The 26,751-nt window shown below is 47.7% G+C and carries 27 protein-coding genes; 8 read left to right on the top strand and 19 right to left on the bottom strand.

The window, feature by feature from the left end; all coding sequences use genetic code 11:
- Nucleotides 1–3: 3 nt before the first annotated feature.
- The 6 genes from ACFODX_RS10415 to ACFODX_RS10390 form a co-directional block, all read right to left on the bottom strand.
- Nucleotides 4–1,044 carry a virulence factor TspB C-terminal domain-related protein gene (locus tag ACFODX_RS10415; RefSeq protein WP_378118799.1) on the bottom strand — a complete coding sequence of 347 codons (1,041 nt, stop codon included), beginning with the start codon at nucleotides 1,042–1,044 and terminating at the stop codon, nucleotides 4–6.
- 469 nt (nucleotides 1,045–1,513) lie between these two features.
- Nucleotides 1,514–1,738: a major capsid protein gene (locus tag ACFODX_RS10410; protein WP_378118797.1), complete on the bottom strand. Its 225-nt coding sequence runs from the start codon at nucleotides 1,736–1,738 to the stop codon at nucleotides 1,514–1,516.
- On the bottom strand, nucleotides 1,735–1,974 hold the full coding sequence (locus tag ACFODX_RS10405; protein ID WP_378118795.1) for a hypothetical protein: 240 nt from the start codon (nucleotides 1,972–1,974) through the stop codon (nucleotides 1,735–1,737). The genes ACFODX_RS10410 and ACFODX_RS10405 overlap by 4 nt, the downstream gene beginning before the upstream one ends.
- 25 nt (nucleotides 1,975–1,999) lie before the next feature.
- On the bottom strand, nucleotides 2,000–2,320 hold the full coding sequence (locus ACFODX_RS10400) for a hypothetical protein (protein ID WP_378118794.1): 321 nt from the start codon (nucleotides 2,318–2,320) through the stop codon (nucleotides 2,000–2,002).
- Nucleotides 2,321–2,467: 147 nt separating this feature from the next.
- On the bottom strand, nucleotides 2,468–2,704 hold the full coding sequence (locus tag ACFODX_RS10395; RefSeq protein ID WP_378118792.1) for a helix-turn-helix domain-containing protein: 237 nt from the start codon (nucleotides 2,702–2,704) through the stop codon (nucleotides 2,468–2,470).
- The gene (locus ACFODX_RS10390; protein WP_378118790.1) at nucleotides 2,704–2,964 is read right to left on the bottom strand and encodes a hypothetical protein; all 261 of its coding nucleotides are present in this window, start codon (nucleotides 2,962–2,964) and stop codon (nucleotides 2,704–2,706) included. Before ACFODX_RS10390 ends, ACFODX_RS10395 begins: the two co-directional genes overlap by 1 nt.
- A 179-nt stretch (nucleotides 2,965–3,143) precedes the next feature.
- Here ACFODX_RS10390 and ACFODX_RS10385 point away from each other — a divergent pair, with 179 nt between their 5' ends.
- Both ACFODX_RS10385 and ACFODX_RS10380 read left to right on the top strand, forming a co-directional pair.
- Nucleotides 3,144–3,419 (top strand): helix-turn-helix domain-containing protein, encoded by a 276-nt coding sequence (locus ACFODX_RS10385; RefSeq protein ID WP_378118787.1) that lies wholly within the window; start codon nucleotides 3,144–3,146, stop codon nucleotides 3,417–3,419.
- A gap of 22 nt (nucleotides 3,420–3,441) precedes the next feature.
- On the top strand, nucleotides 3,442–4,020 hold the full coding sequence (locus ACFODX_RS10380; RefSeq protein WP_378118785.1) for a hypothetical protein: 579 nt from the start codon (nucleotides 3,442–3,444) through the stop codon (nucleotides 4,018–4,020).
- A gap of 55 nt (nucleotides 4,021–4,075) precedes the next feature.
- On the opposite strand, the gene ACFODX_RS10375 is transcribed toward ACFODX_RS10380, so the two are convergent.
- From ACFODX_RS10375 to ACFODX_RS10365, 3 genes are read right to left on the bottom strand one after another with little or no spacing between them, the layout of a single operon-like run.
- The gene (locus ACFODX_RS10375; RefSeq protein ID WP_378118783.1) at nucleotides 4,076–5,182 is read right to left on the bottom strand and encodes an MBL fold metallo-hydrolase; all 1,107 of its coding nucleotides are present in this window, start codon (nucleotides 5,180–5,182) and stop codon (nucleotides 4,076–4,078) included.
- A complete protein-coding gene (locus tag ACFODX_RS10370) occupies nucleotides 5,157–5,699 on the bottom strand; it encodes a hypothetical protein (RefSeq protein WP_378118781.1) in 543 nt (180 codons plus the stop codon). The genes ACFODX_RS10375 and ACFODX_RS10370 overlap by 26 nt, the downstream gene beginning before the upstream one ends.
- 3 nt (nucleotides 5,700–5,702) lie before the next feature.
- Nucleotides 5,703–6,374: a hypothetical protein gene (locus ACFODX_RS10365; RefSeq protein ID WP_378118779.1), complete on the bottom strand. Its 672-nt coding sequence runs from the start codon at nucleotides 6,372–6,374 to the stop codon at nucleotides 5,703–5,705.
- Nucleotides 6,375–6,940: 566 nt separating this feature from the next.
- On the opposite strand from ACFODX_RS10365, the gene ACFODX_RS10360 reads away from it, so the two are divergent.
- The 3 genes from ACFODX_RS10360 (at nucleotide 6,941) to ACFODX_RS10350 (ending at nucleotide 9,495) form a co-directional block, all read left to right on the top strand.
- On the top strand, nucleotides 6,941–7,522 hold the full coding sequence (locus ACFODX_RS10360) for a hypothetical protein (protein WP_378118777.1): 582 nt from the start codon (nucleotides 6,941–6,943) through the stop codon (nucleotides 7,520–7,522).
- 212 nt (nucleotides 7,523–7,734) lie between these two features.
- Entirely contained in the window at nucleotides 7,735–8,238 is a 504-nt protein-coding gene (locus tag ACFODX_RS10355) for an acyl-CoA thioesterase (protein WP_378118775.1), read from the top strand.
- Between the two features lie 273 nt (nucleotides 8,239–8,511).
- On the top strand, nucleotides 8,512–9,495 hold the full coding sequence (locus tag ACFODX_RS10350) for a response regulator (protein ID WP_378118773.1): 984 nt from the start codon (nucleotides 8,512–8,514) through the stop codon (nucleotides 9,493–9,495).
- Nucleotides 9,496–9,521: 26 nt separating this feature from the next.
- On the opposite strand, the gene ACFODX_RS10345 is transcribed toward ACFODX_RS10350, so the two are convergent.
- The 5 genes from ACFODX_RS10345 to ACFODX_RS10325 form a co-directional block, all read right to left on the bottom strand.
- Complete coding sequence (locus ACFODX_RS10345; RefSeq protein ID WP_378118771.1) at nucleotides 9,522–10,895, bottom strand: sensor histidine kinase; 1,374 nt, start codon at nucleotides 10,893–10,895, stop codon at nucleotides 9,522–9,524.
- Nucleotides 10,896–11,022: 127 nt separating this feature from the next.
- Nucleotides 11,023–13,260 (bottom strand): S8 family serine peptidase, encoded by a 2,238-nt coding sequence (locus ACFODX_RS10340; RefSeq protein ID WP_378118769.1) that lies wholly within the window; start codon nucleotides 13,258–13,260, stop codon nucleotides 11,023–11,025.
- Nucleotides 13,261–13,437: 177 nt separating this feature from the next.
- Entirely contained in the window at nucleotides 13,438–13,782 is a 345-nt protein-coding gene (locus ACFODX_RS10335) for a hypothetical protein (RefSeq protein WP_378118767.1), read from the bottom strand.
- A gap of 265 nt (nucleotides 13,783–14,047) precedes the next feature.
- The gene (locus ACFODX_RS10330) at nucleotides 14,048–14,485 is read right to left on the bottom strand and encodes a hypothetical protein (RefSeq protein WP_378118765.1); all 438 of its coding nucleotides are present in this window, start codon (nucleotides 14,483–14,485) and stop codon (nucleotides 14,048–14,050) included.
- Nucleotides 14,486–14,513: 28 nt separating this feature from the next.
- Complete coding sequence (locus ACFODX_RS10325) at nucleotides 14,514–16,730, bottom strand: adenylate/guanylate cyclase domain-containing protein (protein WP_378118763.1); 2,217 nt, start codon at nucleotides 16,728–16,730, stop codon at nucleotides 14,514–14,516.
- Nucleotides 16,731–16,875: 145 nt separating this feature from the next.
- On the opposite strand from ACFODX_RS10325, the gene ACFODX_RS10320 reads away from it, so the two are divergent.
- On the top strand, nucleotides 16,876–17,514 hold the full coding sequence (locus tag ACFODX_RS10320; protein WP_378118761.1) for a Crp/Fnr family transcriptional regulator: 639 nt from the start codon (nucleotides 16,876–16,878) through the stop codon (nucleotides 17,512–17,514).
- 106 nt (nucleotides 17,515–17,620) lie between these two features.
- Here the strand turns inward: ACFODX_RS10320 and trxC are convergent, their stop codons facing one another.
- The 4 genes from trxC to ACFODX_RS10300 all read right to left on the bottom strand — a co-directional run bounded on the left by trxC (nucleotide 17,621) and on the right by ACFODX_RS10300 (nucleotide 24,231).
- Nucleotides 17,621–18,061 (bottom strand): thioredoxin TrxC, encoded by a 441-nt coding sequence (trxC, locus tag ACFODX_RS10315; RefSeq protein WP_378118759.1) that lies wholly within the window; start codon nucleotides 18,059–18,061, stop codon nucleotides 17,621–17,623.
- A 197-nt stretch (nucleotides 18,062–18,258) separates the two neighbouring features.
- Complete coding sequence (locus tag ACFODX_RS10310; protein ID WP_378118757.1) at nucleotides 18,259–19,710, bottom strand: efflux transporter outer membrane subunit; 1,452 nt, start codon at nucleotides 19,708–19,710, stop codon at nucleotides 18,259–18,261.
- Entirely contained in the window at nucleotides 19,707–22,928 is a 3,222-nt protein-coding gene (locus ACFODX_RS10305; protein ID WP_378118755.1) for an efflux RND transporter permease subunit, read from the bottom strand. Before ACFODX_RS10305 ends, ACFODX_RS10310 begins: the two co-directional genes overlap by 4 nt.
- Nucleotides 22,929–23,061: 133 nt before the next feature.
- Entirely contained in the window at nucleotides 23,062–24,231 is a 1,170-nt protein-coding gene (locus ACFODX_RS10300; protein ID WP_378118753.1) for an efflux RND transporter periplasmic adaptor subunit, read from the bottom strand.
- Between the two features lie 325 nt (nucleotides 24,232–24,556).
- On the opposite strand from ACFODX_RS10300, the gene ACFODX_RS10295 reads away from it, so the two are divergent.
- Complete coding sequence (locus ACFODX_RS10295) at nucleotides 24,557–25,207, top strand: TetR/AcrR family transcriptional regulator (RefSeq protein ID WP_378118751.1); 651 nt, start codon at nucleotides 24,557–24,559, stop codon at nucleotides 25,205–25,207.
- A 69-nt stretch (nucleotides 25,208–25,276) separates the two neighbouring features.
- Here the strand turns inward: ACFODX_RS10295 and ACFODX_RS10290 are convergent, their stop codons facing one another.
- Nucleotides 25,277–25,774 carry an FKBP-type peptidyl-prolyl cis-trans isomerase gene (locus ACFODX_RS10290; RefSeq protein ID WP_378118749.1) on the bottom strand — a complete coding sequence of 166 codons (498 nt, stop codon included), beginning with the start codon at nucleotides 25,772–25,774 and terminating at the stop codon, nucleotides 25,277–25,279.
- A 142-nt stretch (nucleotides 25,775–25,916) separates the two neighbouring features.
- Between ACFODX_RS10290 and ACFODX_RS10285 the strand changes: the two genes are divergently transcribed.
- Nucleotides 25,917–26,726, top strand: coding sequence for a 4'-phosphopantetheinyl transferase family protein (locus ACFODX_RS10285; protein ID WP_378118747.1), 810 nt, complete (start codon nucleotides 25,917–25,919; stop codon nucleotides 26,724–26,726).
- The last annotated feature ends 25 nt before the right edge of the window (nucleotides 26,727–26,751 follow it).

The raw sequence follows: 26,751 nt of genomic DNA, 5'->3' as shown, positions 1-26,751 counted from the left end.
CCTCTACCAATTAAGTGAGCGATAAATGATGATTGAACCGATGTAGGAAAAAATCAGAATGACCAAGCCGGAAATTTGCGCGGCAAAGTCGCAGAGAAATTGATAAGAAATATTGAAGTTGCCCAACCCGAGGCCGATAGAGCGATCAGGTGGGCATGATCCACCGCCGCCAGAACCAGCAGCATCACCAAGGCCGGATAAATCAAGACCGCCGCCGCTACCTGTGCCCGACCCGCTACCACTTCCAGTGCCATTCCCATTGCCACCATTGGGTGTCATCGCATCCAAAATACCTTCGGCATTAACAGAAGGTTCAGCACTGGACATCAGCGCATCAAAATTACTTTGAATAGCGTCGTTATCGTCATCAGGGTTGTTGGTTTCTACATCATCATAGCCAGCACAATTATTAATCCAGAGCTGAACCAATATCGCGCATTGAATTGGGTCGCCATCACAATGCGGTTCACCGTTTTCACATTTGGAGGCATCAGCTTCACCGCCATTGCCTATGCCTGAACTTGCAGAGCCAGAACCACCGGAAGGGGACGAAGAGGACGCCGAAGAGCCGTTTCCATTACCTGAACCATCACCAGTGCCTGAACCACCACCGGAACCCGTGCCAGAGCCGTTATCGTCATCACCACCGGTAGATGGCGCGGAAGAGTTGGTATTAGGGGAGGACGCCGCCGGCGAAGAGGAACCACCGGAAGGTTCGGAAGAATTACCATCATCACCAGAGCCACACACTTTCCACGAGCCTTGCGCATTGGTGAAAATAGTGGGCGTACTGCCATCACCGCAACTTTCGTCATTGCTACAAACATAACGGCCATCGACAAAAACAGCGGTTGTATAGTTATTGCCACACTCAGCCGGAGAATCTTCTGCATCACGACACAGGCCGGCATATTCAACTTGGGGAAGCTGGCATTGATCATCACCAGAGGGGTCATCAATACACGTAGCAGTATTGCCTGAAGAGGTGACAGTCCAATTAAGGATTTGTCCAGCAGGGCAGCTAATGGGTGCGCAGCCGCCCATAGTGGCATCCCATTTAGTGCCTTCGGGGCATTTACACAGTTTATCGATTAGAACTTGCCCATTAGAGCATTTACATTCGGAACGGCAGATTAATAGTGTTCCAGAATTACTTGTACCGCCGCATGTTCCAATAGGTGTAGGTGATCGACTGGCTGAACAGGCAGCTGGATTGGTCACTGTTGAAGAGCACCACTGGACACCACCATTTGAGCCGGTACATTGTGCGTAGGACTCGCCTTCGCCTGGGGAATAGCCAAAAGCAACTTGAGAGAAAACAACAGGGCTGAAGCAGAGAAAAACTTTTAAAAACAAATAAATTAAAGCGCGCATGCTACACCTCATATCCCGTCAGCCATTACAAAGAGTGCGAGCACGTACACGAACAATAAAAATGCGTAGGGATCGAAAAACATTTTTTGTAGCCCTCAAATAAAAAAGGGAGCCGAAGCCCCCTTGGGTGATGGATCGATTAACCGAAGAAAGTCGCCTTCACCCACTTGATACCAACCGCTACTACGGCCAGTGCGATCAGTGCACCGCCTACGGTGGTGATATCCGCGCTCACACCATCCATATCAGTTTGAAAAGAAGATGGCAGGATTGACGCATTAGCGGCACCAGCGGCAACCAATGCAGACGCTGCCGCAGCAACTTTCAAACCTTTGGAACGTAAAACAGTAAATGTATTTTTCATGAGTCATTACCTTTCGAGGAATTGAACAAGAGTTTTAACAACACACGCACACCGATAGCGGCGCACATGATTACCGTGACACCCGCACCAACAATCAAAAAATCCTCTTGCGAGAGCATTGATGAACGGACGAGGGCGCCAAGTAATTCATCCTCCGAAACGCTTTGCCATGCGGAGCAATGAAGTGAACCTTCAATAATGGTTATTTCACTTTCGCACCGGAGATAAAACGACATACATCACCTACCCTTCAGGCTTAGGTTATGCAGGCTTATTTGCAGAAACAGTTGCAGCCGATTGAGCTTGGCCACCACGCACATTCACGGCAGTGCAATGCTGCCCGAGGCGACCACCCGCGGCTTTTTTAAGGCGAACATGCATTTCAATTTGCGCAGGCCATTTAGTGACACGAAGCGAGTCATACACTTCAGGATCACACGGCAGCTTCATCATCACGATGCCTTTTGCGCCCTCTTCTTTTTCATCAACAACGTGTTGACCGACATACAAAGATGCGTACTTTTTGCCTTCAACATCAGCGAGAGAAGCACCATACAGTTCAACGTTCATTACTTGGTTCATATGATTTACCTTTTGATTGAAAGAGCTGGAGTTGAATTAATCCCGCGCCCCAGCTTGTCAGCGCAGAATGTGGAAGAAAAAGGGGACGCACACTCACTGACTTGCCGCATCAAGTCATTTGTGTGAGTAGCGTCCAAAGTGAATTGATTAGTCATTACCATAATCACCACGACTGAAAATAGTTTTTCCATTTTTCAAGTCATCAACAAAAACAATCACATTAATAAAACGCTGGCGGCCCAACTTGACGTGAGGAAGCGTGTCGTTTTCTATCCAACCACGAACGGTGTCAGGAGTTACACCCAGAAAAGTCGCAAATTGCTCTTGAGATACAACCGGAGAAATAGCAGAGAGATTGACGATAATGTTTTGATCGAAAGACATTAGGCCACCAACCTGGCAGCTTTTATTTGCTGCAAAAACAAACGAAACTTTTTTAATTCTGTAGCGGGAAATACAACGTAAGCAGTCGCAAAATAGACAGAGAAATTAATTTGGCCGGCTTGTATATCGTGAGTGATATGCGGGGAACACAGAGAGAAAGAACCAGAGGTGATAGAGGCGAGATAAACAGAGTTAACGGTATAGGCAAAACGCCACTCCACACCATCAACAGCCTTTAGATGAACGTCCACTAGTGACATGAAAATACCTTTATGTGGTTCAGTGAGGTTCATGGCTTGGTTTTTAGACCTTCGTGCGCCAAAATGAACTCTATGTTTGGCCTATTTACAAACAAATATTGAATCTAATATTTAGACTAAATATTAGATTCCTGATATCAATCTGTCTAGATATTAGATAGACAATTTAGATATAAATAATGAGCTACATAGAACGCATAAAAGAAATAGAAAAAGCAGAAGGATTGAGCCGAGAAGAACTCGCGATGAAGTGCGGGATGAAATACACGCGCCTTAGAAATGTTATTGGAGGACAAGCCGAGGTCAGAGCAAGCGACTTAGCAGTAATTGCAAGCGCATTCCCTGAGTATGAGGTGTGGCTATTTACAGGCAAGGAATATCCAAATGAAGGACAAATAAGTCCAATTACAAAAATCACACTAGGTGAATTAGGAACACAAAGGAAGGCCGAATAATAGCGGCCAAGGTTGCCAGTAGATGGAGGAAGGTAAAGTGAAAAGAATAATCACACTTTCAATTGCGGCACTGATCGCAAACATACTGATGATAAACACCGCCAACGCAAATGAATGCTGGAGAATAGAACGGCAACTTAATGAAGCAGAATATAGATTGCGGCAAGGCGGCAATCAAAGCTACATGAAAATGTGGCAAAAAAGCAGAGATCATAATGCTGAAGAGCTACCGAAATGCCTAAAAAGGTTTGGCATTAGCAATCCATCAATCAGCGTAGCGAACGGCTCAGGCGCAGCCAATCATCAGTACTACGCCAACGAAGCATTAGTCCCCATCGATACAAACAACCCGCAGCTACAGCAAGTAATAAAAACCTGCAATTACTGGATTCAGCAACATAATCAAAACGCCGATGAAAACAATCGAGTCATGCGCAATACTGCTTGTGAGAACGTAAACAGAATGCGAAGGGAACTTTCAAACGATAAACCGCAAGAACAATTCACCCCAGTACGCAGTCTAAAAGAATGCGCCAAACCGAATAATGTTTTTGATAATGAGGTGAAGGAGTGTATGCAGGGGTTGAGAGAGCCGAAATAGAAGCGAAATATTAAGGCAATCCAAAATGAGAGCACGTTTTGCTTAAAAAGTACCTTTAAGAGCTGAAAAGAACGGGGTGATCATTGACTGCTATATGAACTTCTCCCGCCAGAGCACGTAGCTGAATATGGCCAACAAAAGAATCTATTGGGATTATTTGTTTAGCGCTCGATTTTATAGCTGCCTCTACAATTTTATCTCGCTTGGGAACCTTTTGTGCGGATTTACTTTTTGCAAGAGCAAATACTGAAGACAATGTAGTTATGCGCTCAACATCTGTAGGTCGAGGTAAGCTTGAGCGAAAAAAAGGAGTTGTTAATGAAGTAGGTTTATCAGACAACAAGTCCTTCCATATTTTTTCATGATGACCAGTATCACTACCATGATGGGGAACCTTAAAAATAGTCGCCTTAGACAATTGTAGTTGTGAATATATTTGATCATTCAGCACCGCGTGCCATCCCACCTCTGAGTTTTCAGACCATTCCAAATCAGACCCCAATAAAGCGGACATTCCATCAAAAGAAAGATGCAATGCTACCGCGTTTAAATTTGGGCCAGAAGGGAGAACCAAGGGAAGGCGATCTGAATTAGGAATGGGCATTAACTGAGTCAATGCCGAAATAGATTGATTGATCGCTGATGCACTAGGTGATAATGCTATTAATCTCGCACCTAAATCTTTGTTGTCAAAAAAAATATAATTTGCACCGACGACACGCAATCTACTTTTAGCGTTATTTTCCATAAGAAAGTTTATAATTTCACTATATTCCTTTAACGGCTTATAAACCGAAGAAAACTTATTCTTTTGATAAAGCATCAAAAGCTGCAGAGCTTGCTCTGACTTGAGAGCATTAGGGATGTAAAGATTTGCATTTTTGCAGCTTTTAAATAGCCTTGCTACCCCAGCGGTATGATCTGAATGCCAATGTGTAATCAGAATTCCCTTCACCTGATCCAAAGAAACACCAATAGCCTCCAGATAGTCAACCGCAACTGGATTCTTGGTTTGCGGATCAATACAGCTATCCACAATAAACCAATCACCACCACCAAAGTGTATTACCAAACACTCGCCAGTACCTGGACCAAAGAGAGAAATTTCAAGGCAATCTATTGCTGGTTTAGAGAAACTAATCTGCTGAGAAAAATGCTGCATACTCTTTAGCTTTTTGAGAGGCGGAATCTATTTCAACTTGCGTCCATTTTGGGAAATTACGAAACCTAATCTTAGAAAAACGCTGCCTCGGACTTCTCTTCCCCTCCCTATACCCAATATGCCAATAGAACTCAGCCCCCTGCTTAATAGAAGACTGCAAATGAGGATCTATCTCTTCTCTATAGATAACTGCAAATTCATTAGGATTATTTGGCTGAGATAAGTCCTTAAGAATTACATGTACTTCTTCATCATTAGATTCAATGACGATACCAGACCATTTTTGTTTAATAATTTCAAACAACAATGATTCTTCGCCAGAATTATTTAATTGAGAAACGAGCCAGCCAGGCTTAACGATCTGGGGTTTATCTGCAGAAGAGGCACAATCTGACAACGTGTCCACACTATTCCGTTGTGACCTTGGAGTAGGCAGAGCACGGATATCAGGTAAATTTCTTAGCCCACTCTCTGAGACAGTCGAATATGTCATTTTACGAGCTTTGCTAACAGCCATAAGTCATCCTAACTGAGTTTTCACAATGTTATTTATTATTTTTGTAGCAAGCGTAAGCGAATCATCCCAATGAGACTCTAATATGGAGTCCACCCTTGTTGACTCTTCTAATTCCACGTGACTATTTATAAGAAAAACTAATTCTCTTTCTTTGATATTTTTAACGGAAATTTTGGGGCGAATACACCCTTTAAGAGAATCAGGACGAGGCAAGAAAGCTGTCATCTCCCAGAGCCCGGCTTCATCCATCTGATCATCATTCAAATAACCTGCAGCATCAATCCACAACTGTTTCGGAGCAAGTGTAGCTCCAAACTTGAGCCATTCGTCATTTGTATCCAATTTTATCGTGGCACTATAGTTCATACCTAGCTGATACAAAGGAGTTTCAGACAGGATAGAAAAGGTGCTTTGCACAATGTCCTTTATCGATAATTGTTCGCTGGCATATGGAGTAGTTATAGAAAACCTGTCTAACAGAACACTAACGCGTTTCTCGTCAGGAAAGCAAAAGCCAGCGTAATCTTGAACCTGTATAAGCTCCTTATCATCTTCATAAGACCAAGGCTCAACGATACCCTTTCTGATAAACCACTCAGGATGGAAAATTTTAGGATTGAAGCTACCGACTAAAACAATCGATGCTTCTTCCTGTATGACTGTCCAAGCGCACATTTTTAGTCAGAACCATAAGAAGTTTTAAATAGAAACATAACAAAACCTCATAGCGGCGAAATAAAAAGCTGCATCAAAATAGCCAAAAGCTATCAGAACAGGGCCGCCTGTTTGCTACCCACAATATTGAGCCATTGTATATATATAAACTCCAAAAATCACAAAACTATAGCTAAATCACCTCATTAGTTCCATATTTTGGTTATTGGGCAAAACCCACATCACCAAGTCAACATCCATTCTCCAGAATACTAGTTCAATTTAATGAGTTTTAATGAGGACTTAAGCCACTGATTTACAAGGAATTGAGGTTTTGTGAGGATAGGTTATCAGCTCTCATAATGCTGGGGTCGGCGGTTCAAGTCCGCCTCTAGCTACCATATTTGATAAAGCCAGCTTGGTTAACGCCTCGCTGGCTTTTTTATTGCCCCGAATCACCCGCGCCACTGCATTTAAACAACTGCTCTTGCCATCACACCAGCAGAATCCAGCGCGCGCTATGATTGCTGCGCAGCTGAACGCTCAGTTACTTCACAATTCCACCATCACCTCAAGGAGCAGAGGGCATGAAATACACCATTATTCTTTTCATCGCGCTGGCAATATCCAATGCAGCTAGCGTCGCACACGCCAATGACTGTGGCCGCTGGCAGTCCAAACTGAAATCCACTGAACGCAAACTGGTAAACGGGGGTAATCAGAGCGAGCGGCGGCAATGGGAAAAAGAAAAAAACTATTACGCAAAAACGCTGGAGAACTGTCATAAGAAAAAGGGCAGCTACCACTGGATTCAAACCACCAGCAATACCAAAGCGCGTGCAGACGGCAAAACAAAAACCAGGAAGCTTCGCGAAAAGCGCCGGACAGCCCACTCAAATGACCCCCGGGTTCAGCAACTCATCAATACCTGTAACTTTTGGATAGAGGAATACCAAGCCAATAGCAGCGAGGATAATCAAACCTTAATGACAACGGCTTGTCGCCATGCTGACCAGATAACAACTCATGCACCCGCTCCCACCCAAGGCGATAAGTTTGTTGCGACTCGCCCGCTGAAGGCCTGCGTCAAATCCGGCAATGTGATTGATGATGATGTAAAAAATTGCATGCTGGGAAAAATAAATCCCACATGGAAGATGGAAAAATAGAAATTTAGGCGCCAAATTAAATTGACGCTTTAGCATAGACAGGGAATATTCAAAAAATTTCCACAAAATGTAGATTTAAGCGACATAAATATCAATTGACCTTCTCGCCAGGGTTAAACGATGGTGTCTTGTTTGGCGCTTCATTACTCTAGGTCAGCAAATGAACAATTCATTTGCATCAACGACTTTTTATTTTTAATGAGGATTCAAACATGCAAACTATTAACGCTTCTGTTGCCTACCGTGCTGACGATGTAATTAATAACTGGCCAACAGCGAAAGCCTGGCCGATAGCACCACAGACCTACACCCAAAAATTCGAGACGTCACTCAAACACTCCAACGCCACACAAAACGTTTATTTTTCTAACTTTTTTGAGTGGCAAGGTGCTGTGCGCGAGCGCTGGTTCTTTGAATGCATTTCTAATGACATGCTGCAAGATCAAGGGGTTTTTATTACCAAGCGTGCACACAATGAGTATTTAAAAGAGGCCTTCCCCTTCCAGACGGTCACCTGCACGCTCAATGCGTTTAACATCCAGAAATGTTCATTTTATTTGCTCTTCAGTTTTTATATTAACGACGAACTGGCATCGCGCGGCTATCAACAAATTGTTTTTGCTGACAAACAAAAACGAATTGCACGCCTACCCGACCAGATCATCCGCAAGATTAAAAAATTTGAGCGCACGGACATAGATCTGGACGACCTGTAATCGCCGGTATTCTGGTACGCAGCGACAGCCCGAGATAAGAACATGAGAAGGGTGTATTTATAAATATCTTTTGTAGTCCAGTCACAACGTCCTGACCGCGGGCTGCCGCCAGGACGTTGCTTTTCTTCCCATTCACGCGGGCTGGACAAGGTTAATCCGGCCGATAACTGTATAAAATCAGATCTTTTGTATATATTTAACTGAGGTAGCCAACAATAGTCACTATAGTGACATCATCAACATCAACGCATTTGCCGATAACAGGACACCACTTTGAAATCCCGGATTCCGCTATTTTTTTATCCCGCCCAGATAGTGTTTATCGACGACAACCCTGATTTTCTTGCGTCGCTGGAAATGATATTCGCCGGTGACTTCAACCTTAAGCTGTTTGATGATACCAAGCAGGCTCTTGCCTATATTAATGCGCCTAAACCGGACGCCCAGCACAGCCACAAGAAGAACACACCCGAACTGTCAGGCGACTCTGACAAATGGGTTAAAAAAGTGCTTAATCACTCGCACTTGAAAGGACGCAATACCGAGCGCGATATGGAGATATCGATCGTGGTTGCTGACTTTTCCATGCCTGGCCTGAACGGCATTGAACTTTGTAAAAAAATTACCAACCCGGCGATTAAAAAAATCCTGCTCACCGGTCACGCCACACCCAGCGATGCGGTGAATGCATTTAATGAAAATATCATTCATTACTACATTAAAAAAAGTGATGACAATATGTTGGAGCAATTAACCAACGCCATTAATAAATTGCAAAACGCCTATTTCCAGGATTTAACCAGCCACATTAAAGCGGAAGCGGTGGAAGTGAATACGCCATTTTTTGCCGATACGCAGCTGGCTGAATATTTTCAGAATGTGTGCAATGAGCGGGACGTGAAGGAATATTTTTATTTACCAAACCCCTCGCGTTTTATGCTGAAAACCAGAGACAACAATGAGCTGCTGTGTTTGATTTATACGGAAGAGGATATTGCCGAGCACTTGAAAATTCTGGAAGAGGAAGAGGCTCCCGGCGATCTGATCCTGCGTATCGCCTCGCGCGATTTTATTCCACTGTTTAATTCTGAGGACGGTTTTTACGAACCGGAAAGTTTCAACCACAGTGTGCAGCTTTTTCCTGCCGAACGGGTTGCCGGGAAAACCAATTATTATTGCGCCGTTATCCCCCAGCATGAGCCTGCAGCAGAGCCAACCCCCATCATCCCTTTTGCCAGCCACAGACAATTACATTAAGCAAAAACACCTACCCAATACCTGTTTTATTTTTTAAAGGACAACGTAAAACGGGTATATTCCCCCAGTTTGGATTCACAATTAATACTGCCGCCAAATGACTCCATCACTTTGCGACAAAACGTCAGCCCCACTCCGGAGTTGCCGCTGCGATCCTTGGTGGTAAAAAAGCGATCAAAGATGTGCGGCAGAATCTTCTCGTCTATTCCCACCCCGTTATCTAAAAACTCCAGCCGGTTGCCGGCTTGGTCGGCAATAATGGTGATCTTGATACTGCCGCGCTCTTTACCGCGCAGCGCATCCAGTGAGTTTTTGATTAAATTAATCAGCACAAAGGTGAGGAATTCGTTGGACGCCAGTACAACAAAATCTGATTTCACATCCACACTCACGATTTTTTCGGCATCATTTTTATAGGGCACCCTGCTCACCGCTAGCTCTACGCACTCCTTCATAGAGAAATGTTTAAAGTCTTTTTCATTCAAATAGTGTGCGGTAGTGAGCGCCATCAACATATCAATCGCATGATTAGCCTGCACCACTTCACGCTCAAGAATTTTGGCGGTGCGCCCCAAGTGCACCAGCGTTTGTTCACTGATCGGCTGGCGCAGCAAGCCCTCTTCACGCGCAAGGTTGTAACCGGCAATAAGCTCTGGAAGGTGTTCGGTTAGCACGCGGGACTGCAATTTCAGTGAGGCCAGCGGGGTGCGCATTTCATGGGCGATACTTGCCACCAACATGCGCGAATCATCCATCGCGTGGTAGCGAACAGTGGCCAGTGCAATCAACCCTAAACCTACTGCGATAAACACCACACCAGGCGGATAAAATTCAAAACCGTAGTTACATAAATAATCCACCGCCGAGAGTGAAAAAATCAGCAGCGCGACACTGCAGTACTGCAATTTGGTTTTCTCACCGGCCTGTACCAATTGTTGTTTTCGATAGGCGATGTAAAGCCCATAAATTACTACGGTAGCGGTTTGCAGCACATGCAAAAAATGCAATAGGCCGGCTTTAGGGTAATACCCCCAAAAATAGTGATAGCTGCCGTTAATCACTAAATCTGTGGTGACATGGGTAGCCGCGAGAAAAGTAGAAAAAATGTAAGAGGCATAAACCTTTCGCTTTTGATTTTGCTGCCCGGTAAGTTCCACCAAAAAATGAAACAAACTGGTCGGCAAAAACAAAATCAGCAGCCAGCCCAAATCCATCAGATTCTGCGCCAGCTTGGGGTTCTCCACCTGAAATAGAATCGCCCACACAAACTGCCAAAAAAAAGTGGTGATACACAGAATCAAAAACGCAGCGGTCACCCGATTGAGCCCTTTGGAGTGGGCGACATACAAACCGAAAAATAAAAATAAAAAGGCGACTATGGCAGGCAGTATCGAATACATGAGCGCTCATCTGGAGGGGAAAATAAAAAGGATTCTGCGGGCTTGGCGCTAGTTTGTCACCCGCTTGGCCAAATAAAAAACTGGCGCCAATAATGGCGCCAGTTTTTTGGATGCCCAAAACCAGAACTTAAGGCAGGGTCAATACCCATTGTTTGACGCTGATTGCCTTGGCGCCGGAGCCGGTAAATGTTTCACCGTAAGAGCTGCTGGTATTGGTCACGCTGATGCTGGCAGAACTGACCGCGTAGCTTGGCGCTTTCACCGTCCAATTAAGGGTTTTGGTTGCGCCATCGGCGAGGGTGCCAGCACTTTGGGTTAGCGCACCGGACACCAGCGAGAAGCCTGCAGGTAAATTGATTTTTACATTCACATTGTGCGCGTCCAAATCACCGGTATTTTTAACCGCAACCGAGTAGGTGAAGCTGGTCCCCAGCAGCACACTTGCCGGTGCAGTGATGCTGTTGCTAAACACTGGCCCACTCGCGGCAACAAAATTTTCCTCTGTCGCCAGTGAGAAGGGTTCGCTGCTCGCACCATCGAAGGAGCTGCTGTAAGCGTATACCTTAACGACAGCCGATTGAGTCGCGGTGGCAGCGACCTGATGCACGTTGTCGCGCACGCTGGTGTCGGAATCCAACTGACTATTGCTTGGCTCGGCATAGAGTTTCAAATCCAAATCCGAGAGCGCGCGGAAACTGGTTGGCGTGGCGGCGTTGTTGTAATCCACATCGCGCTCCCAGACCAGGGTTGCCTTGTCGCCCTTGTACATTGTGCCCTTGTAGAGCTTGAAACTACCGGTTTGCCCTTTGGGTTTGACCGAGCTGGCAAAAAAGTCGTTGCGATGGAAGTGGGCGTGCGCCAAATCCATGTAGCCCCAACCGTAGGTTTTATTCCACTCCTTACCGGTTTTGGCGCCGTCATCGGCGGTGGATTGGGTGTCATTGTCCTCCCAGGAATCCGCCGTATTGATCAACACCGCTTTAATAGAGCGCGGGTCCCAGTTACCGGCATCGGTCAATAAAAGTGTTGCTGCGCCGACTTTGGGAGCTGCCGAACTGGTGCCGCCAAGGTCGGAGTAACCACCGGAGGCATTACAGGTGCGGGTTTGATTGCCCGGTGCAGACAGGTCAGGTTTTTTGCGGTTATCGACAGTTGGGCCACGGCTGCTGGAGGCGGTGATCACATCATCAGCACGCGAAACCGTGTTGTTGTCCGCCATGTTGGCAACGGTAAGACCGTTGTAGTTGGTGGCCGGCACAGTCATGGTATTGGTGCCAAAACCCTGATTGCCCGCGGATTTGGCCCAGTTGGTGGCGTAATCAAACACCACACCATCGACAAAACGCGAGAGCGGATGCCAATCACTGCCGGTCGCATCGCCATTGCCCCAGGAGTAGTTGATGACTTCCGGATCATCGCCCGCCGAGCGCAGCATCCAATCGGCGCCAGCCATGGTGGTCGCTTCATCACCGGCGTTTTCCACCAGGATGGAATCCAAACCGAATGCCAAACCGCGACGGGTGGCATCTGTGCCCGCATACATACAAGCGACACCGGTGCCGTGGTTGCCGTTGCCGGCAAAATTTTCATAGAAGGTGTGAGTATTCAGGCCAGTGTGGGTTTCCAGCACACCGTCATCAATCACACCCACATCCCAGATACCGCCATCAAACCCGGTGGCCCACCAGTTGTCGGCACCCAGTGAGGTCGCCTGATTATCCAGCTCGGGTTTACCGGGCGTGTTGTAAATCACTTCCGCCACGCCTTGCAGCGCGCCAAGTTCCTTGAGGGATGCCGCCGGTATAATCGCGCTGATTGCATTGGTGGTGACCAATTTTTCCTGCACCTTGGCCCCCAAGCGGGTGATGGCATCCAGTTGCGATTCCTGCACACGGGCCACGGCCAATTCCGATTCGCGTGCAATTTCCTGACGCAGTTTGCGCATCAGGCTTTCACGCTGTTCATTAAGGGCGCGGATTTCTTTTTTATCGGCATCGGTAATGTACTGCGCCAATAATTTGCTGTGCTCGACTTCCTTGTCTTTGCTGGCCAGCGACTCCTTGGTGAGGTAGCGGTCGTAAATGGAGCGCACACGCGCCGCCAGGTTATCGATATCGCGCTCGTATTCTGCGTTGAGTTTACGGGCGATGGCGCGCTGGGGCTGGTCGCCAAAAATGATGATCACCGGCAGCGACGCCTGTTCTGCAGCCATACGCTCCAAAACAGGGTCAATACGCACCACAGTGTCGATACGGGGAACTTCGGTTTTTTTATCTGTATCTGCCAGAACTCCGCTGGCAGCACAGGAGATTGCAATCAAAATGGCGTGAGTGAGTGGTTTAACAATAGCGTGAGGCTTTTTCATGATGAGATCCTTCCTGATTAATAACCAACATTTGGCACCGCAGTGCCGCTCCTTTAATGCCTGAACAGACTGTGCTCAAGCAATGAAGTTATTATCGGTTAGGGCAGGATGGCGTTCTGTATCAAAATCCCGTTGGAGTTTGTGAAATATTCACACGCGGTGTCGGCAAAAAAGAAACTACTTTAATGAAGGTGCGATACGCGCCGCCAACAGTACCAACGCCGCAAAACTGGCCAGCAGTAACCAGCGCCTACCAGCCTCGGACTCATCGCCAGCGACAAAATCAAAACCGACTGGTGCTGTCGTTTTGGCGGCGGCGAGATTGACCGCCGGCTTGTCAGCGGCGGCTGGGTGTAAGTCATTGGGAAATGCAGCACCGCAATCGCGCCCACCAACAGATTCCTGAGCCGCGGCAGCTTCGCACCCGGGCTTAACGCCGGAGGAGAGGTGTGAATAGGCGGGTGATGCGAGAGGAATTAACAGGAAAATAACAAACAAGAGGAAAAGACTGGTCCGGTTCATATGCAGAACTCCTTTGCGAAACAGGCACTTAGCCAACACAACGAACGTAACCGGGCGCCCTGCCTTCCGGCATAACCCGACCGTCCTTGACCGACAAAACTACTGCTTCGCTCGCCCATCCTTGCGGGCGCCCTGCTACAGAACCCACCTTACCCCAAGCGAAAGATGAAAACTGTGACAAATTGTTGAGTGGCTTTGTGATTTTTTCACATAAAAAAAGCGACCGTAGGGTCGCTTTTGGGCAGGTTACAAATGAAGTTTATATTCAATGACGTCTTACAATAATCTCTGGATCAAGCTCTTTACCATTAACAATAACGCCGTAGTTAAACTTGAGCTGGCCGTTTTTACGGTATTCCTCTACAAACTCGCGCTGCTCAAAAACTTCACTGGGAACATCAATTTTAACTACGCCGCCTCTGGATGGATTATCGATTTTGCGATTAGGACTTTTTTTATTTTTGAATGTTACCGTGAACTCATCCGGCCCAGCAAAAAGGATTTTTTGCCCTGGAGCAACGATAATTTCTTTAGCCGCTACAAACGGAACCCCGTTTTTATCTATACCAATCCCCACCACCGCAGTATTGGTTCCGGCCATAGGGTAAATCGTATGATGGTTTTTAACTTCAGAACTGATAGCTGAACAGCCAGTAACAATGAGAACACCACATAGCGCAATTAACTTGATAAAAAATTTCATATTAAACCTCCCGGTTTATTAAATGTAGTTAACGAGTCCGATCAAATAAATCACTAAATCTTGGCTCCTTTAATACACCAAAGTCAGGATTAGCGAGCAGCAATTTATCTGAATACTTAGATTCGAGCAATTTCTTAGCATAACTCTTTATTTTCCCATCATTTTTCTCAGCAATAGCAACCCTCAATTTACACGACAGCACATCTATACTCTCTCCATCCAGCTTAGCTGCAAAAGAAATAGAATCTTCGGCATCAGAAATTTCACCAAAATAGGACTGAGCAATAGCGAGATAACGGTAGCTCTTTGCAATACTGGGGTTAATCTGAATTTCTTTATGAGCCGCCTGAATTGCATTTTTAAAATAGAAACTAGCCAGATCCTCTTTCCCTGGAATGTATTTATAGGTATCGGCAACATAAACCATAAACTGATAATTTTCAGGCTCCAGCCTCATTGCTTCTTGATATGAAAGCAAAGCTTGGTCAAATTTTTTTGACAAGTAATACATGCTTCCAATATTTGCAAAAACCATGCTATGTGGTTCTACCTCTGCAGCCATACTGAAATATTCAGCAGCCTTATCGAAATTGGCATTAAACAGGTTCATAGCTGCAATATTGTTTAATGCCAAAGCATTATGCGGCGTGATATCAAGAATTTTCTCATATACATCTATGGCTTTATTGTATTTTCCATTTCTAAACAAATGATAACCATATCCGTCATACGCAATCCAATTTTCAGGAAATCTTCTTATAGCTTCAATATGGAGCTTTTCAGCTTTTTCTTTTTCACCTGTGTCGTTATACACAGCTGCCAATTCAACAATCACCGCAACATCGTCAACACTGATTGAAATAGCCCTCTCAAGATATTTAGTTGCAGCATCATATCTACCCATCTCTGAATAAATTCGCCCTATCGCTTTGTAGGCTTTTATAGACCTGTCATCGTAATCTAGCGCACTCAGACAATATCTCTCCGCTTCATTTAACCAGTGTGCCAACTTAACTTGTTCATATTTGAGACGATATGCCTCACACAACCCAGTGTTTGCTAAAGAAAATTTTTCGTCATGGACTAATGCTGTATTAAATAACTGAACTGACGCATCTATAGTTTCATGGGAAGGAGATTTTTCAAGATACTCCAACCCCCTTAAATAATAATCATAAGCCGTAACATCCCCCGTCAACCGCAAAGGTGCTGGCCTAAAGTTCTGTAAATCAAATTCATCCGCTAAGTAGCGGGCTATTTCGCCTACCAACCTATCCTGCAAAATAAAAATATCCTGATAGGCGCCGTCCAGTTTTCCGCCGGCGATTTGCACGTTGTCTTTGCGGCGGAATAAGCGATAGGCGATGCGGAGATTATCGCCCAGGTGCTGTACGCTGCCCTCCAAACGGATGGGAGCGCGAATACCCTCTTTGGCATCCACTATATACACATCGCGCATATCCGCTAATTGCGAGCGCACCGCTTCGGTGATACCGGCAGAGAAATAATCGGCATCGGATTTTTCATTCATCAGGTTTTGGAAATCCGCAATTTCTACATAGTTTGCGGCATAACCGGGTACCAACCAGCGCGGGATAAAATAAAAACCGGCGGCAATAATGGCAAACACACAGGCGACCAAAGGGTAGCGATAGGCGACAATTTTTTTATTCAGGCCGCGCAGAAAATAATGCAGGTGATCGCGCCAGTTAATACCGGCAGGTTTGATGAGATAAACGCGAATTTTTTGCTCAATATTTTTTAGGCTTTGCACACCCAGGCGTTTGGCCGGCGCCGAGAGGCTGTAGCGAATATCATCATAGACGGTTTGCGAAATACAAATGCCATCGGCAACGGCTAGGGGTTCAAGGCGAGCAGCAATATTTACTGTGTCGCCAAAAACTGCACCATCGCGCAGGGTGATTTCACCTTTGTGTAAACCAATTCGGGTTTGCAGGCGCGGTAATTTTTTGTCGCGCAGCTCGTTAAACGTTTGCAGGTGCTGTTGGATGGCAATGGCGGCGGCGGTGGCTTGGGCGGCAGTATCAAAACGGGCAAAAATGGCATCACCAATACATTCCACCAATTGGCCGCCCTGCGCTTCAATATGCGCGAGTAAAATCTTGCGGTATTCACCCAGCAACTCTATCGCCATGGCTTCATTGCGCCCCATAAGGCGTGAATAGCCAACGATATCGGTGAACATGAGAGTTTGTTCACAATGACGTGAATCAGCAACAGCCATAGGCCGATAGCTCTCCGTGCGATAATAAGGGGGATTTAAAACCGAATTATGATCCTTGCCCGACTAAAAGGGGCATAAGTGGTAGCGATTATTGTGGGTTTTGATGACAATAACAATCCATTTCTTCACCGGGAAGTACATCGCCATGTTAGAGAACGTCCGTTTATTTTCTGCCGTTCCAGCGCACTACCTCGCCGAGCTGGAAAAACACAGCAGCCTGCGCAAATACCCCAAAAATACGGTACTGGTTACCGAGGGTGATGAGTCCAGTCATTTGTATGTGATTCGCAAGGGAACCCTGAGCGCCTACCTGACCAATGATGAAGGCCGCCAGGTGAATTTGAATTACATGCAGGATGGTGATTATTTTGGCGAGTTATCGCTATTGGATGGCCAGCCGCGCTCGGCATCGGTAATCTCCCTGAGCGATTGCGAAGTATTGCTGCTGCCCAAAGCCAGCGTGCATGAGTTGATGCGCAACTACCCGGATTTTGCGTTGATGATGATTACCGAGCTGACCCGCCGCGTGCGCGAATTAACCGATAGCGTAAAAGATCTGGCGCTGTTGGATGTTTACGGGCGTGTTAGCAGCGCGCTGGAAAAATTATCGGATGCCGATAAACGCATTCACAACCCCAAGGTGACACATCAGGATATTGCCAATATGGTGGGTTCATCGCGCGAGATGGTGAGCCGGATCATGAAACAATTACTGATTGGCGGTTACATAGAGCAGTGCACTGGCTATATTGAAATTAAAAAAAATCTGCCGCGCTATTGGTAATTTTTTTGCTGTTTAAATGCACCTGAAAACAAAAAGGCCAGCACTAACTGCTGGCCTTTTTTATTGTTTGTTATTGCAGGTTACTGCGCGACTGTTAAGCGCCAAATCAATTAAATGCACCTACCTGTACCAACCAGGCTTTTAACTGCTGTATAGACATAGCGCCGGAAACGCGCTGCACTTCTTTACCGCCTTTAAATAAAATCAGTGTTGGAATACTGCGAATCCCCCAGCGCTGGGCGATAGAGGGCACTGCTTCCGTATTTAATTTCGCACAGCGCAAATAGGGTTCGGATTGTGCCGCCAATTGTTCAAACACCGGGGCAAAACTTTGACAGGGCCCGCACCAGGGCGCCCAGCAATCCACTAGCACTGGAATATCATTTTTCTCCAGGGTATTGGCAACATTGCCCGGATTTAACTCCAGCGGTTTACCCACAAACAGGGCGCGTTTGCATTTACCGCAATTGGGCTTATCGGTGAGCCGTTCAGAGGGCAAACGGTTGGTCGCAAAACAATGGGGGCAATTAATTTGAACCGGGTTCATACAATATCCATAACTTAACAAGGTAGATAATCAGGAGATGGGCATTAACCCATGGGCTTCAAGTGCAGACTCAAATGCAGACTCAAGTGCAAAAGAGTATAGCCGTCCCGATAAAAAAGCCCATGGCTGTAAGGGGACAGCCACGGGCAAAAAGGAAAACGTTTACCATCGCACCATTAGGCGTTAGCGCTAAAACACTAATGGCGCCCAGCCAGAGCTGATTGCCGGGCAAATTCCCAACCACCACCCAGGGATTTGTACACCGCAATCAGATTCAGCAAAACCTGCATATCACTCTGCGCTAATTGTGCACTCAGGGTTAATTGCGAGCGCTCTGCATCCAATACCGTGAGAAAATCGCTGCTGCCCACTTCAAAACGCTTGCGGGCATAAACGGCAGCTTGATTACTTGCCTGCAAAGCGCGCTGTAAAGTGATGCGGCGTTCTTCTTCGCGGGTAAAGTTTTGCAGTGCATTATCGGTTTCCGCCAAGGCAGTGAGCACCTGCTGCTCAAACTCGGCGATGCGCGCTTGGGTGCGGGCATCAGCCGCATCGATTTGCGCATCTACCCTGCCCAGATCAAACGCGGCCCAATGAATGCGCGGCGAAAATAAAAAGGTATCGCTATTGCTGTTGCCCACACGCGTCCAATCACTGGACAAATAACCCAAACCGCCAGTAAAAGTAACACTCGGATACAAATCCGCTACGCGAATGTTGTATTCCGCTACCGCACCGGCCAGCGCTTGTTCGGCGCGGCGAATATCGGGCCGACGTTTTAATAAATCGGTGGGATTACCCACCGCAAAAGATGCCGGAATCTGCGGTAGCGATTTCACCAGCGCCAAGGCCGTTTTTAATTGCGGCGATGGTTTTCCGGTTAAAACGCCAATACGATTCAAGGCAATATTAATTTCTGCATTTAACGCCGGAATACTCGCGCGGGTTAATTCCAATTGCGCTTCGGCGCGCGCCACATCCAGTTGATCGCCGCGGCCCACTTCGGAAAAGCGTTTGGCCAGATCCAGAGTCTCTTGCTGATTGAGCACATTGCGCAACGCAACATCCAACAAATATTGATTGCCGCGCAAGCTGATATAAGCACTCGCAACTTCTGCCGCAATACTCACCTGCGCCGCTTGTAAATCAGCTTCCCGCGCCTTGAGTTGCGCTTGGGATAATTTCACCCCGTTCCTCACGCGGCCAAAAATATCCAGCTCCCAGCTCGCATCAAAACCGGCTTGATAAGATTCACTGATGCGCGAGCCAGCATCACCCACCAGATCGGCACTCTGTTTCTGCCGCGTACCACTCACACTGGCTTCAACGGTGGGGTAGCGATCCAACTTGCTGTAGCGCAGCAAGGCGCGCGACTCTGCCAGCGAGGCCTGCGCGATACGGATGGAGTGATTTTGTTGCAGCGAATCGGCAATTAATTGATTCAACTGTTCATCATTTAATTGCGCCCACCAGGCTGCAACTGGCTGCTGCTCATTGGCTGCTGCAGGCAAAACAAATGCTGCCGGTGGCGGTTGCAACTGCGCCAGCTGCGCAGACTGTTCAACTGATTTAAAACTGTGACAGGCGCTGATCATGGCGGGCAATACAGCGACTACAAAACCTTTTATAAACACCGATGAAATGTTCATGCTTGCAACTCCTTGTGGCTTGCAACAGCAGGCGCATCTGCATGCACTGGTGCCGGTGAAAAGGCCTCTTTACCTTCAACTTTATAATTGCGCTTGCCTTCCAGCTTGCGCAACAGCACATAAAACATCGCGGTAAAAAACAGGCCAAAGAAAGTTACGCCCAACATGCCGGCAAAAACGGCAATGCCCATCACGCTGCGCATTTCAGCGCCGGCGCCGGTGGAGAACACCATCGGCAGCACGCCCATAATGAACGCAAAAGAAGTCATTAAAATCGGACGCAAACGCATACGGCTGGCAGTGATTGCCGCCTCATAAGTCGCCATACCACGCTGTTCCAATTCGCGCGCAAATTCCACAATTAAAATCGCGTTTTTGCTGGCAAGACCGGCGAGCACAAACAAACTGATTTGGGTGAAAATATTATTGTCGCCATTGGTTATCCACACACCAAAGAGTGCCGACAAAATGGAAAGCGGAACAATGGTCACCACCACCAGCGGCAATGCCAAACTTTCGTATTGCGCGGCCAACACCAAAAACACCAGCAGCAAACACAGCGGCAAAATATAAATCGCGGTATTGCCTGCCAGCACTTCCTGATAAGTTAAATCAGTCCACTCATACACAATGCCGCTGGGCAACACCTCATCCAGAATTTCATCAATCGCATCCTGCGCCTGGCCACTGGAATAACCGGGTGCGGCGTTACCGTTAATATCTGCAGCCAAGTAACCGTTGTAGTGCGCGGCACTTTCCGGGCCGTAACTTTCCTCCATAGTCAACACGGCACCCAGCGGCACCATATCGCCCTGTGCATTGCGCACTTTTAAATTGAGCGCATCGGCGGGCGTGTTGCGATATTCCGCATCGGCCTGGGCGATCACCTGATAGGTGCGGCCAAATTGATTGAAATCATTGACATAAAGCGAACCCAAATAAATTTGCATAGTGTCAAAAATGTCTTTCACATTCAGGCCAAGTTGTTTGGCTTTAGTGCGATCCACATCGGCATACAATTGCGGCACATTGATTTTGTAGTTGGAAAACACACTGGCTAGTTCAGGGCGCTGCATGGCTTTTTGTTGCACCTGCGCCACTACCTCTGCCAATTTTTCATAACCCAAACCAGCGCGGTCTTCAATTTGTAATTTAAAACCGCCCGTAGTACCCAAACCACGCACCGGCGGTGGTGGGAACACAGCGATAAACGCCTCTTTGACACCGGCAAATTTCATTTGCAGTTTTTGCGAAATAGCCGCAGCCGATAGATCGGCACCATTGCGTTCATCAAATGCGTCCAGCGTTAAAAACACAATGCCGGCACTGGAACTGTTGGTGAAGCCGTTAATACTTAAACCCGGAAATTGCACCGCGCTTTCCACACCGGCTTCAGCCAAACCAATTTCACCCATCTTGCGAATAACGGCTTCGGTACGCTCCAGTGTGGCGCCATCCGGCAGCTGTGCAAAGGCGATTAAATATTGTTTGTCCTGCGCGGGCACAAAGCCCTTGGGAATAATATTAAAACCCACCGCCGTCACCGCCAGCAGCACCGCATACACACCAACGGCAGCCGCTTTGCGCCCGAGTATTTTCCCGACTTTGGTGGAGTAATTACCCGAGGCGCGATTAAAACTGCGATTAAACCAGGCAAAAAAGCGCCCAAAAATTTTATCCATAATGCGCGTTAGGCGATCTTTTGGTGCATCGTGACTTTTTAACAAAATCGCCGCCAATGCCGGGCTTAATGTCAGCGAGTTGATGGCAGAGATCACGGTAGAAATGGCGATAGTTAACGCAAATTGTTGGTAGAACTGCCCGGTCAATCCACTGACAAAAGCGATAGGCACAAACACCGCAACCAGTGTCAATGAAATTGCAATAATTGGCCCGCTCACTTCCTGCATGGCCTTATAAGTAGCCGCCAGCGGTGTTAAGCCTTCTTCAATATTTCGCTCAACGTTTTCCACTACCACAATGGCATCGTCCACCACTATGCCAATAGCCAACACCAAACCGAACAGCGACAAGGTGTTAATCGAAAAACCAAAAGCCCACATCAACGAAAAGGTTCCAACGATGGATACAGGAACAGCCAGCAGCGGAATAATGGATGCGCGCCAGGTTTGCAAAAATAAAATCACCACTACCACAACCAACGCCAGCGCTTCGAGCAAGGTTTTGATAACCGCGTTAATGGAACTTTTTACAAAAATCGTAGGGTCGTAAACAACTTTGTATTCCACCCCTGCAGGAAAACGCTCAGCCAATTGCGCCATGGTTGAGCGCACCGCATCGGAAATTTGAATAGCATTGGCACCAGGCGATTGAAAAATAGGAATGGCTACTGCCGGTTGGTTATCCAGCATGGCATTCAAACTGAATTCTGATGCGCCCATTTCAATGCGCGCCACATCTTTCAAGCGAGTAATTTCACCGGTTGCACCCGCGCGAATAATAATTTCACCAAATTCTTCCGGGTTATCCAAACGGCCTTTGGCATTAATGGGCAATTGCACATCCACCAAATCAGTGACGGGCGCACCGCCAATCATACCGGCGGCCACTTGTACGTTTTGCTCGCGAATGGCATTCACTACATCATTAGCGGTGAGATTTTTTTCGGCAATAGCTTCCGGGTTTAACCAAATGCGCATGGCGTAATCACCCGAGCCAAATAACCGCACCTGGCCCACACCAGCCACTTTGGCGAGTTCGTCTTTAATATTCATCAGCGCGTAGTTGCGCAAATAGAGTTCGTCGTAACTTTTATCCGGCGAAATTAAATGCACCACCATGGTTAAATCGGGCGAGCTTTTAACTACTGTGACACCACGCTGGCGGGTGACATCCGGCAAACGAGGTAGTGCTTGCGATACACGGTTTTGCACCATTTGCTGAGCTAAATCGACATCGGTGCCGATTTTAAACGTGACGGTCAAGGTCAAGCGGCCATCGGTAGTCGCTTGTGAAAACATGTACAACATATTTTCCGTACCAGCCAATTGTTCTTCCAGCGGCGTTGCAACGGTTTCAGCAATCACCTTTGGGTTAGCGCCAGGATAAGCGGCGCTAACCACCACCGAAGGAGGCGATACATCCGGATACTCCGAAATGGGCAATTGAAACATGGCGAGCAAACCGGCGATAAAAATCAACAGTGAAATCACGCCGGCAAAAATGGGACGATCCACAAAAAATTTGGATATGTTCATGATAAGCCTGCTGCATGGCTGCAATAAAAAAGTAAAGGTCAATACAAAAGTAAAAGGCGTGTTTAGAGACTGCTGGCGCACGGCACCAGCAAAACTCATTACACAAAAACGATGAAGTTAAACGGAGATCGGTTTAGGGGTTGGATGCAACAGCGGCTGCTGCACCCGCTTGCGTCACACTCGGATTGACCAGACTATTCGGTCGTACATGGGACAGGCCATTCACGATAATTTTATCGCCGGCATTCACACCTGCCATCACTACACGCTGGCCTTGATAGTGATCGCCTAACGTAATTTCCTGGTATGTCGCGGTGTTATTTTCATCCACCACCAATACAAACTTTTTACTTTGGTTGGTGCCGATTGCACGCTCGGGCACTAACAGCGCCTGAACTTTTTCAGCAGAACCCAAACGCACATTGGCAAACATGCCGGCGGTTAAGGCGCCGTCTTTATTGTCAAAAATGGCGCGCGCACGAATAGTGCCGCTGTTGGTATCCAGGCGATTATCAAAGGCAGAAATATTGCCGCTGTAGGTGACGCTGCTATCGCTGGCAAGCGTCAATTCCACCGGCATCTCGCGGGTGTTTTTGGTGTTGCGCACAAACTGGATGTAAGTGGCTTCATCCACATTGAACTCGGCATAAAACTTATCATTAGCCACGATTTGGGTGAGCAGCGGCGCATTGGCACCAGCTTCCACAACGTTACCAATCGTCAGCTCCGCACGGCTGACACGACCACTAATGGGCGCGCTGATATGGGCATACTCCAAATCGAGCTTCGCCTGACTCAGCGCCGCCTCTGCTTGCTTCACATCCGCCTGCGCCACCTGATGAGCGCTTAGCGCCGAGTCGTAAATACTTTGCGACACCAGCTTGGCAGCAATGAGCTGCTGGGCGCGCTTGAGTTCATCCTGTGCGAGCTTGGCGCGCGATTGAGCCGTGGCCAATTGTGCCTGGGCGCGCTGCACCGATGCTTGATGCGGGCGCGGATCAATCACAAACAGCGGCTGGCCCTGTTTGACCTGCTGACCCTCGGTAAACAACACCTGCTGGATAGTACCGCTCACCAGCGGTTTGACGGCCGCACTCTCCACCGGCGCCAGGCGACCGGAAAAACTGGCCCAGGTGCGGATTTCTTGCGGCTGCAAAATCACCACATCCACCGCCGGGGCGGGTGGTACGGCAGATGGTGCAGAAGCTTCCACATGGGTGACATAATAAAAACTGGCAATACCTGTGAGTATGGCCAGCGCGCTGAGAGTTAAGAACTTGCGGGAGGAAATTGTGCTACTCATGTTAGTCTCCTATTGCTTCTGAGCAAATCAATGCCACGCTAAAACTCCCTGGACACAACATCGGCGGGGTTAAACCGGTCATTTCGGAAAACTATACATACCGGTAGGTATGGCGGTCAATAAATTTTTATCTTTTGCCGCAAGAGAGCACTGCGCCAGCATAGGCAAAATCCATAAAAGCCCTATAAATCAACAAGATTGCCCCTTTAATCACTCCACTGATACTAAAAACAGTCTGAGCGGAGGTGCATATAGCGACACAGGGGCGATTGAAAAACATACCACCCGGTATCATAATAACCATATCGTTTGTACGAGATTTCACATGATGAACACTAGCGACACCCGCACCTTGTTATTGGAAACCGCCCTGAACCTGATATGGAACAGCAATTACAATTCCGTTGGGGTGAATGAAATATGCAAGCAGGCGGGTGTAACCAAGGGCAGTTTTTATCACCACTTTGAATCCAAGGCTGAGCTTTTTTGTGAAGCCACCAGCTATCACTGGGATCAGATTCGCCAGGATTTGGACTGCATACTCTCGCCCATCAATACGCCGCTGGAGCAATTGGAAAATTGGCTGCAGTTTATTTACATCAATAAACTGGGCGATGAAAAAAATGCTATGCCCGGTTGCGCCATGTTTAATGCCGGCATGCAAACCGGCTGCGAAGACGCGCGAATTATTGAAACGCTACAACTTATGACGGAGCGCGGTGCGAAATACAACCAAGCGCTGGTGCGCAGCTTGAAGGACGGGAATTTTTTAATCGACTCAGCCGATCAGGATATAGAACAGGTCGCGCGGCTGATGCAGCAGTATGTGCAGGGCGCCATGAGCCACGCGCGGGTTACGCGCAATATCGACAATATCAAACGCGACTTGCCGGCGGGGATTTATCGCCTGATAGGATTAAAACCGGAATTCTGGTTCAGCACCAAACCTACCTGGCCGTGCAATAAAACGCTCTAGCCACCCATCCGACAGCCAAAAAAATGCCCGATCAACCCGGGCATTTTTTTTGCAGCAGCACTCAGCCAATTAATCGTGATGGTGCCCGCCAACGCCGTGGGCGTGACCATGGGCCAACTCTTCTGCGGTTGCATCGCGCACCTCCACAACTTCTAATTCAAAGTCGAGATTTTTGCCCGCAAGCGGGTGGTTGCTATCGATATCCACATTAAATTTACCCACTTTTAATACCACCGCATCCCAAGGGCCGTGCTGGGTATTTACGGCGACTTTCATGCCGGGTTTGATTTTGTTTTTGATTTTTTCGTAACCGAGCAAATGCTTGATAGGGATACGCTGGGTTGCACCCTCCTGACGCTGACCGTAGCCCTGCTCCGGGGTGAGGCTTACAGTCACTTTATCGCCTGCTTGTTTACCTTCCAAAGCCTCTTCCAGCGCCACCAACAAACCGCGATGGCCATGCAGGTAAAGGGTTGGATCCGAGTCATATGAGGTTTCCAGCAGCTCACCGCCGGTTTCGCTCAGGCGGTAGTGAAAACTGACAACTTTGTCGGCAGTGATTTGCATAACAACTCCAAAATGGGGTGACGTGATAAAAGGGCGCGAATTGTCGCTGATTTATCGAAACCGCGCAAAGCGCCCAAGCCAGTCACAAATAGGGAGCCAGAGCGTATGATGGGCGCCTGCCCTCACTCAAACATATTCAATAATGCCGCTACACACACCGCCCAGCACGCCAATATTTGCACAGCCCTCTCCCATCGCGGCTCAAGACCTAACGGCGCTGCACATCTATTGCCTGGATATCCGCCAGCTCAGTGCACAGGCTTACGTCGAGGCCGAAACCATGATGAGCGTCAGCGAGCAGGCGCGGGCCGCCAGCTTTGTGCGCGGCAAGGCGGCCTATATTGCGAGCCGCTGGTTATTGCGCAAGGTTTTGGGCGCGCATCTCGCGATTGCGCCGGAAGCAGTGGTGTTTGCGCGCAGCGATAAAGGCAAACCTTATTTGCCGGGGCAAGCACTGCAATTCAGCCTCTCCCACTGCGAGCATTGGGTGCTACTAGCGGTTGGTTATGCCGAGTCTATCGGCGTGGATGTTGAGAGCCTCAAGCGGTCGCGCAACCTGAGCGCTATTGCCGAACGCTACTATCACCCCAGTGAATTTGCCCAATTGCAACAGCTGGGTAAGGATGGGCAAACCAGCTATTTTTATCGCCTGTGGACACTGAAGGAAGCCTTTTTTAAAGCCTTGGGCTCCGGTATTTCCACTGGCCTGGAGAAAATCACCTTCGGCGTTGAGGGAGAGAAAATTCAGGGGGCTATTCATGGGATCATTCAGGAGACTATTCGGGGCACTATGGATAAATCGCTTATCGATAACACCGATGCGGCAGGGGCAGCATGGCACTTTTTCCAATGGGCGCTGAGCGATGATCACTACGTGGCACTCGCCTGCAAAAGCCCAATGCCACCGGATGTGCACTGGCACAAACTAGCCGGCGCGCCAGCTTTTCCTTGACTCTGGCCCCTTCACTGCTAGCATT

Source organism: Cellvibrio fontiphilus, assembly GCF_042646205.1.
Classification (GTDB): Bacteria; Pseudomonadota; Gammaproteobacteria; order Pseudomonadales; family Cellvibrionaceae; genus Cellvibrio; species Cellvibrio fontiphilus_A.
The sequence above is the reverse complement of the archived record's forward strand: the minus strand, read 5'-3'. Positions and strand labels throughout refer to the sequence as shown.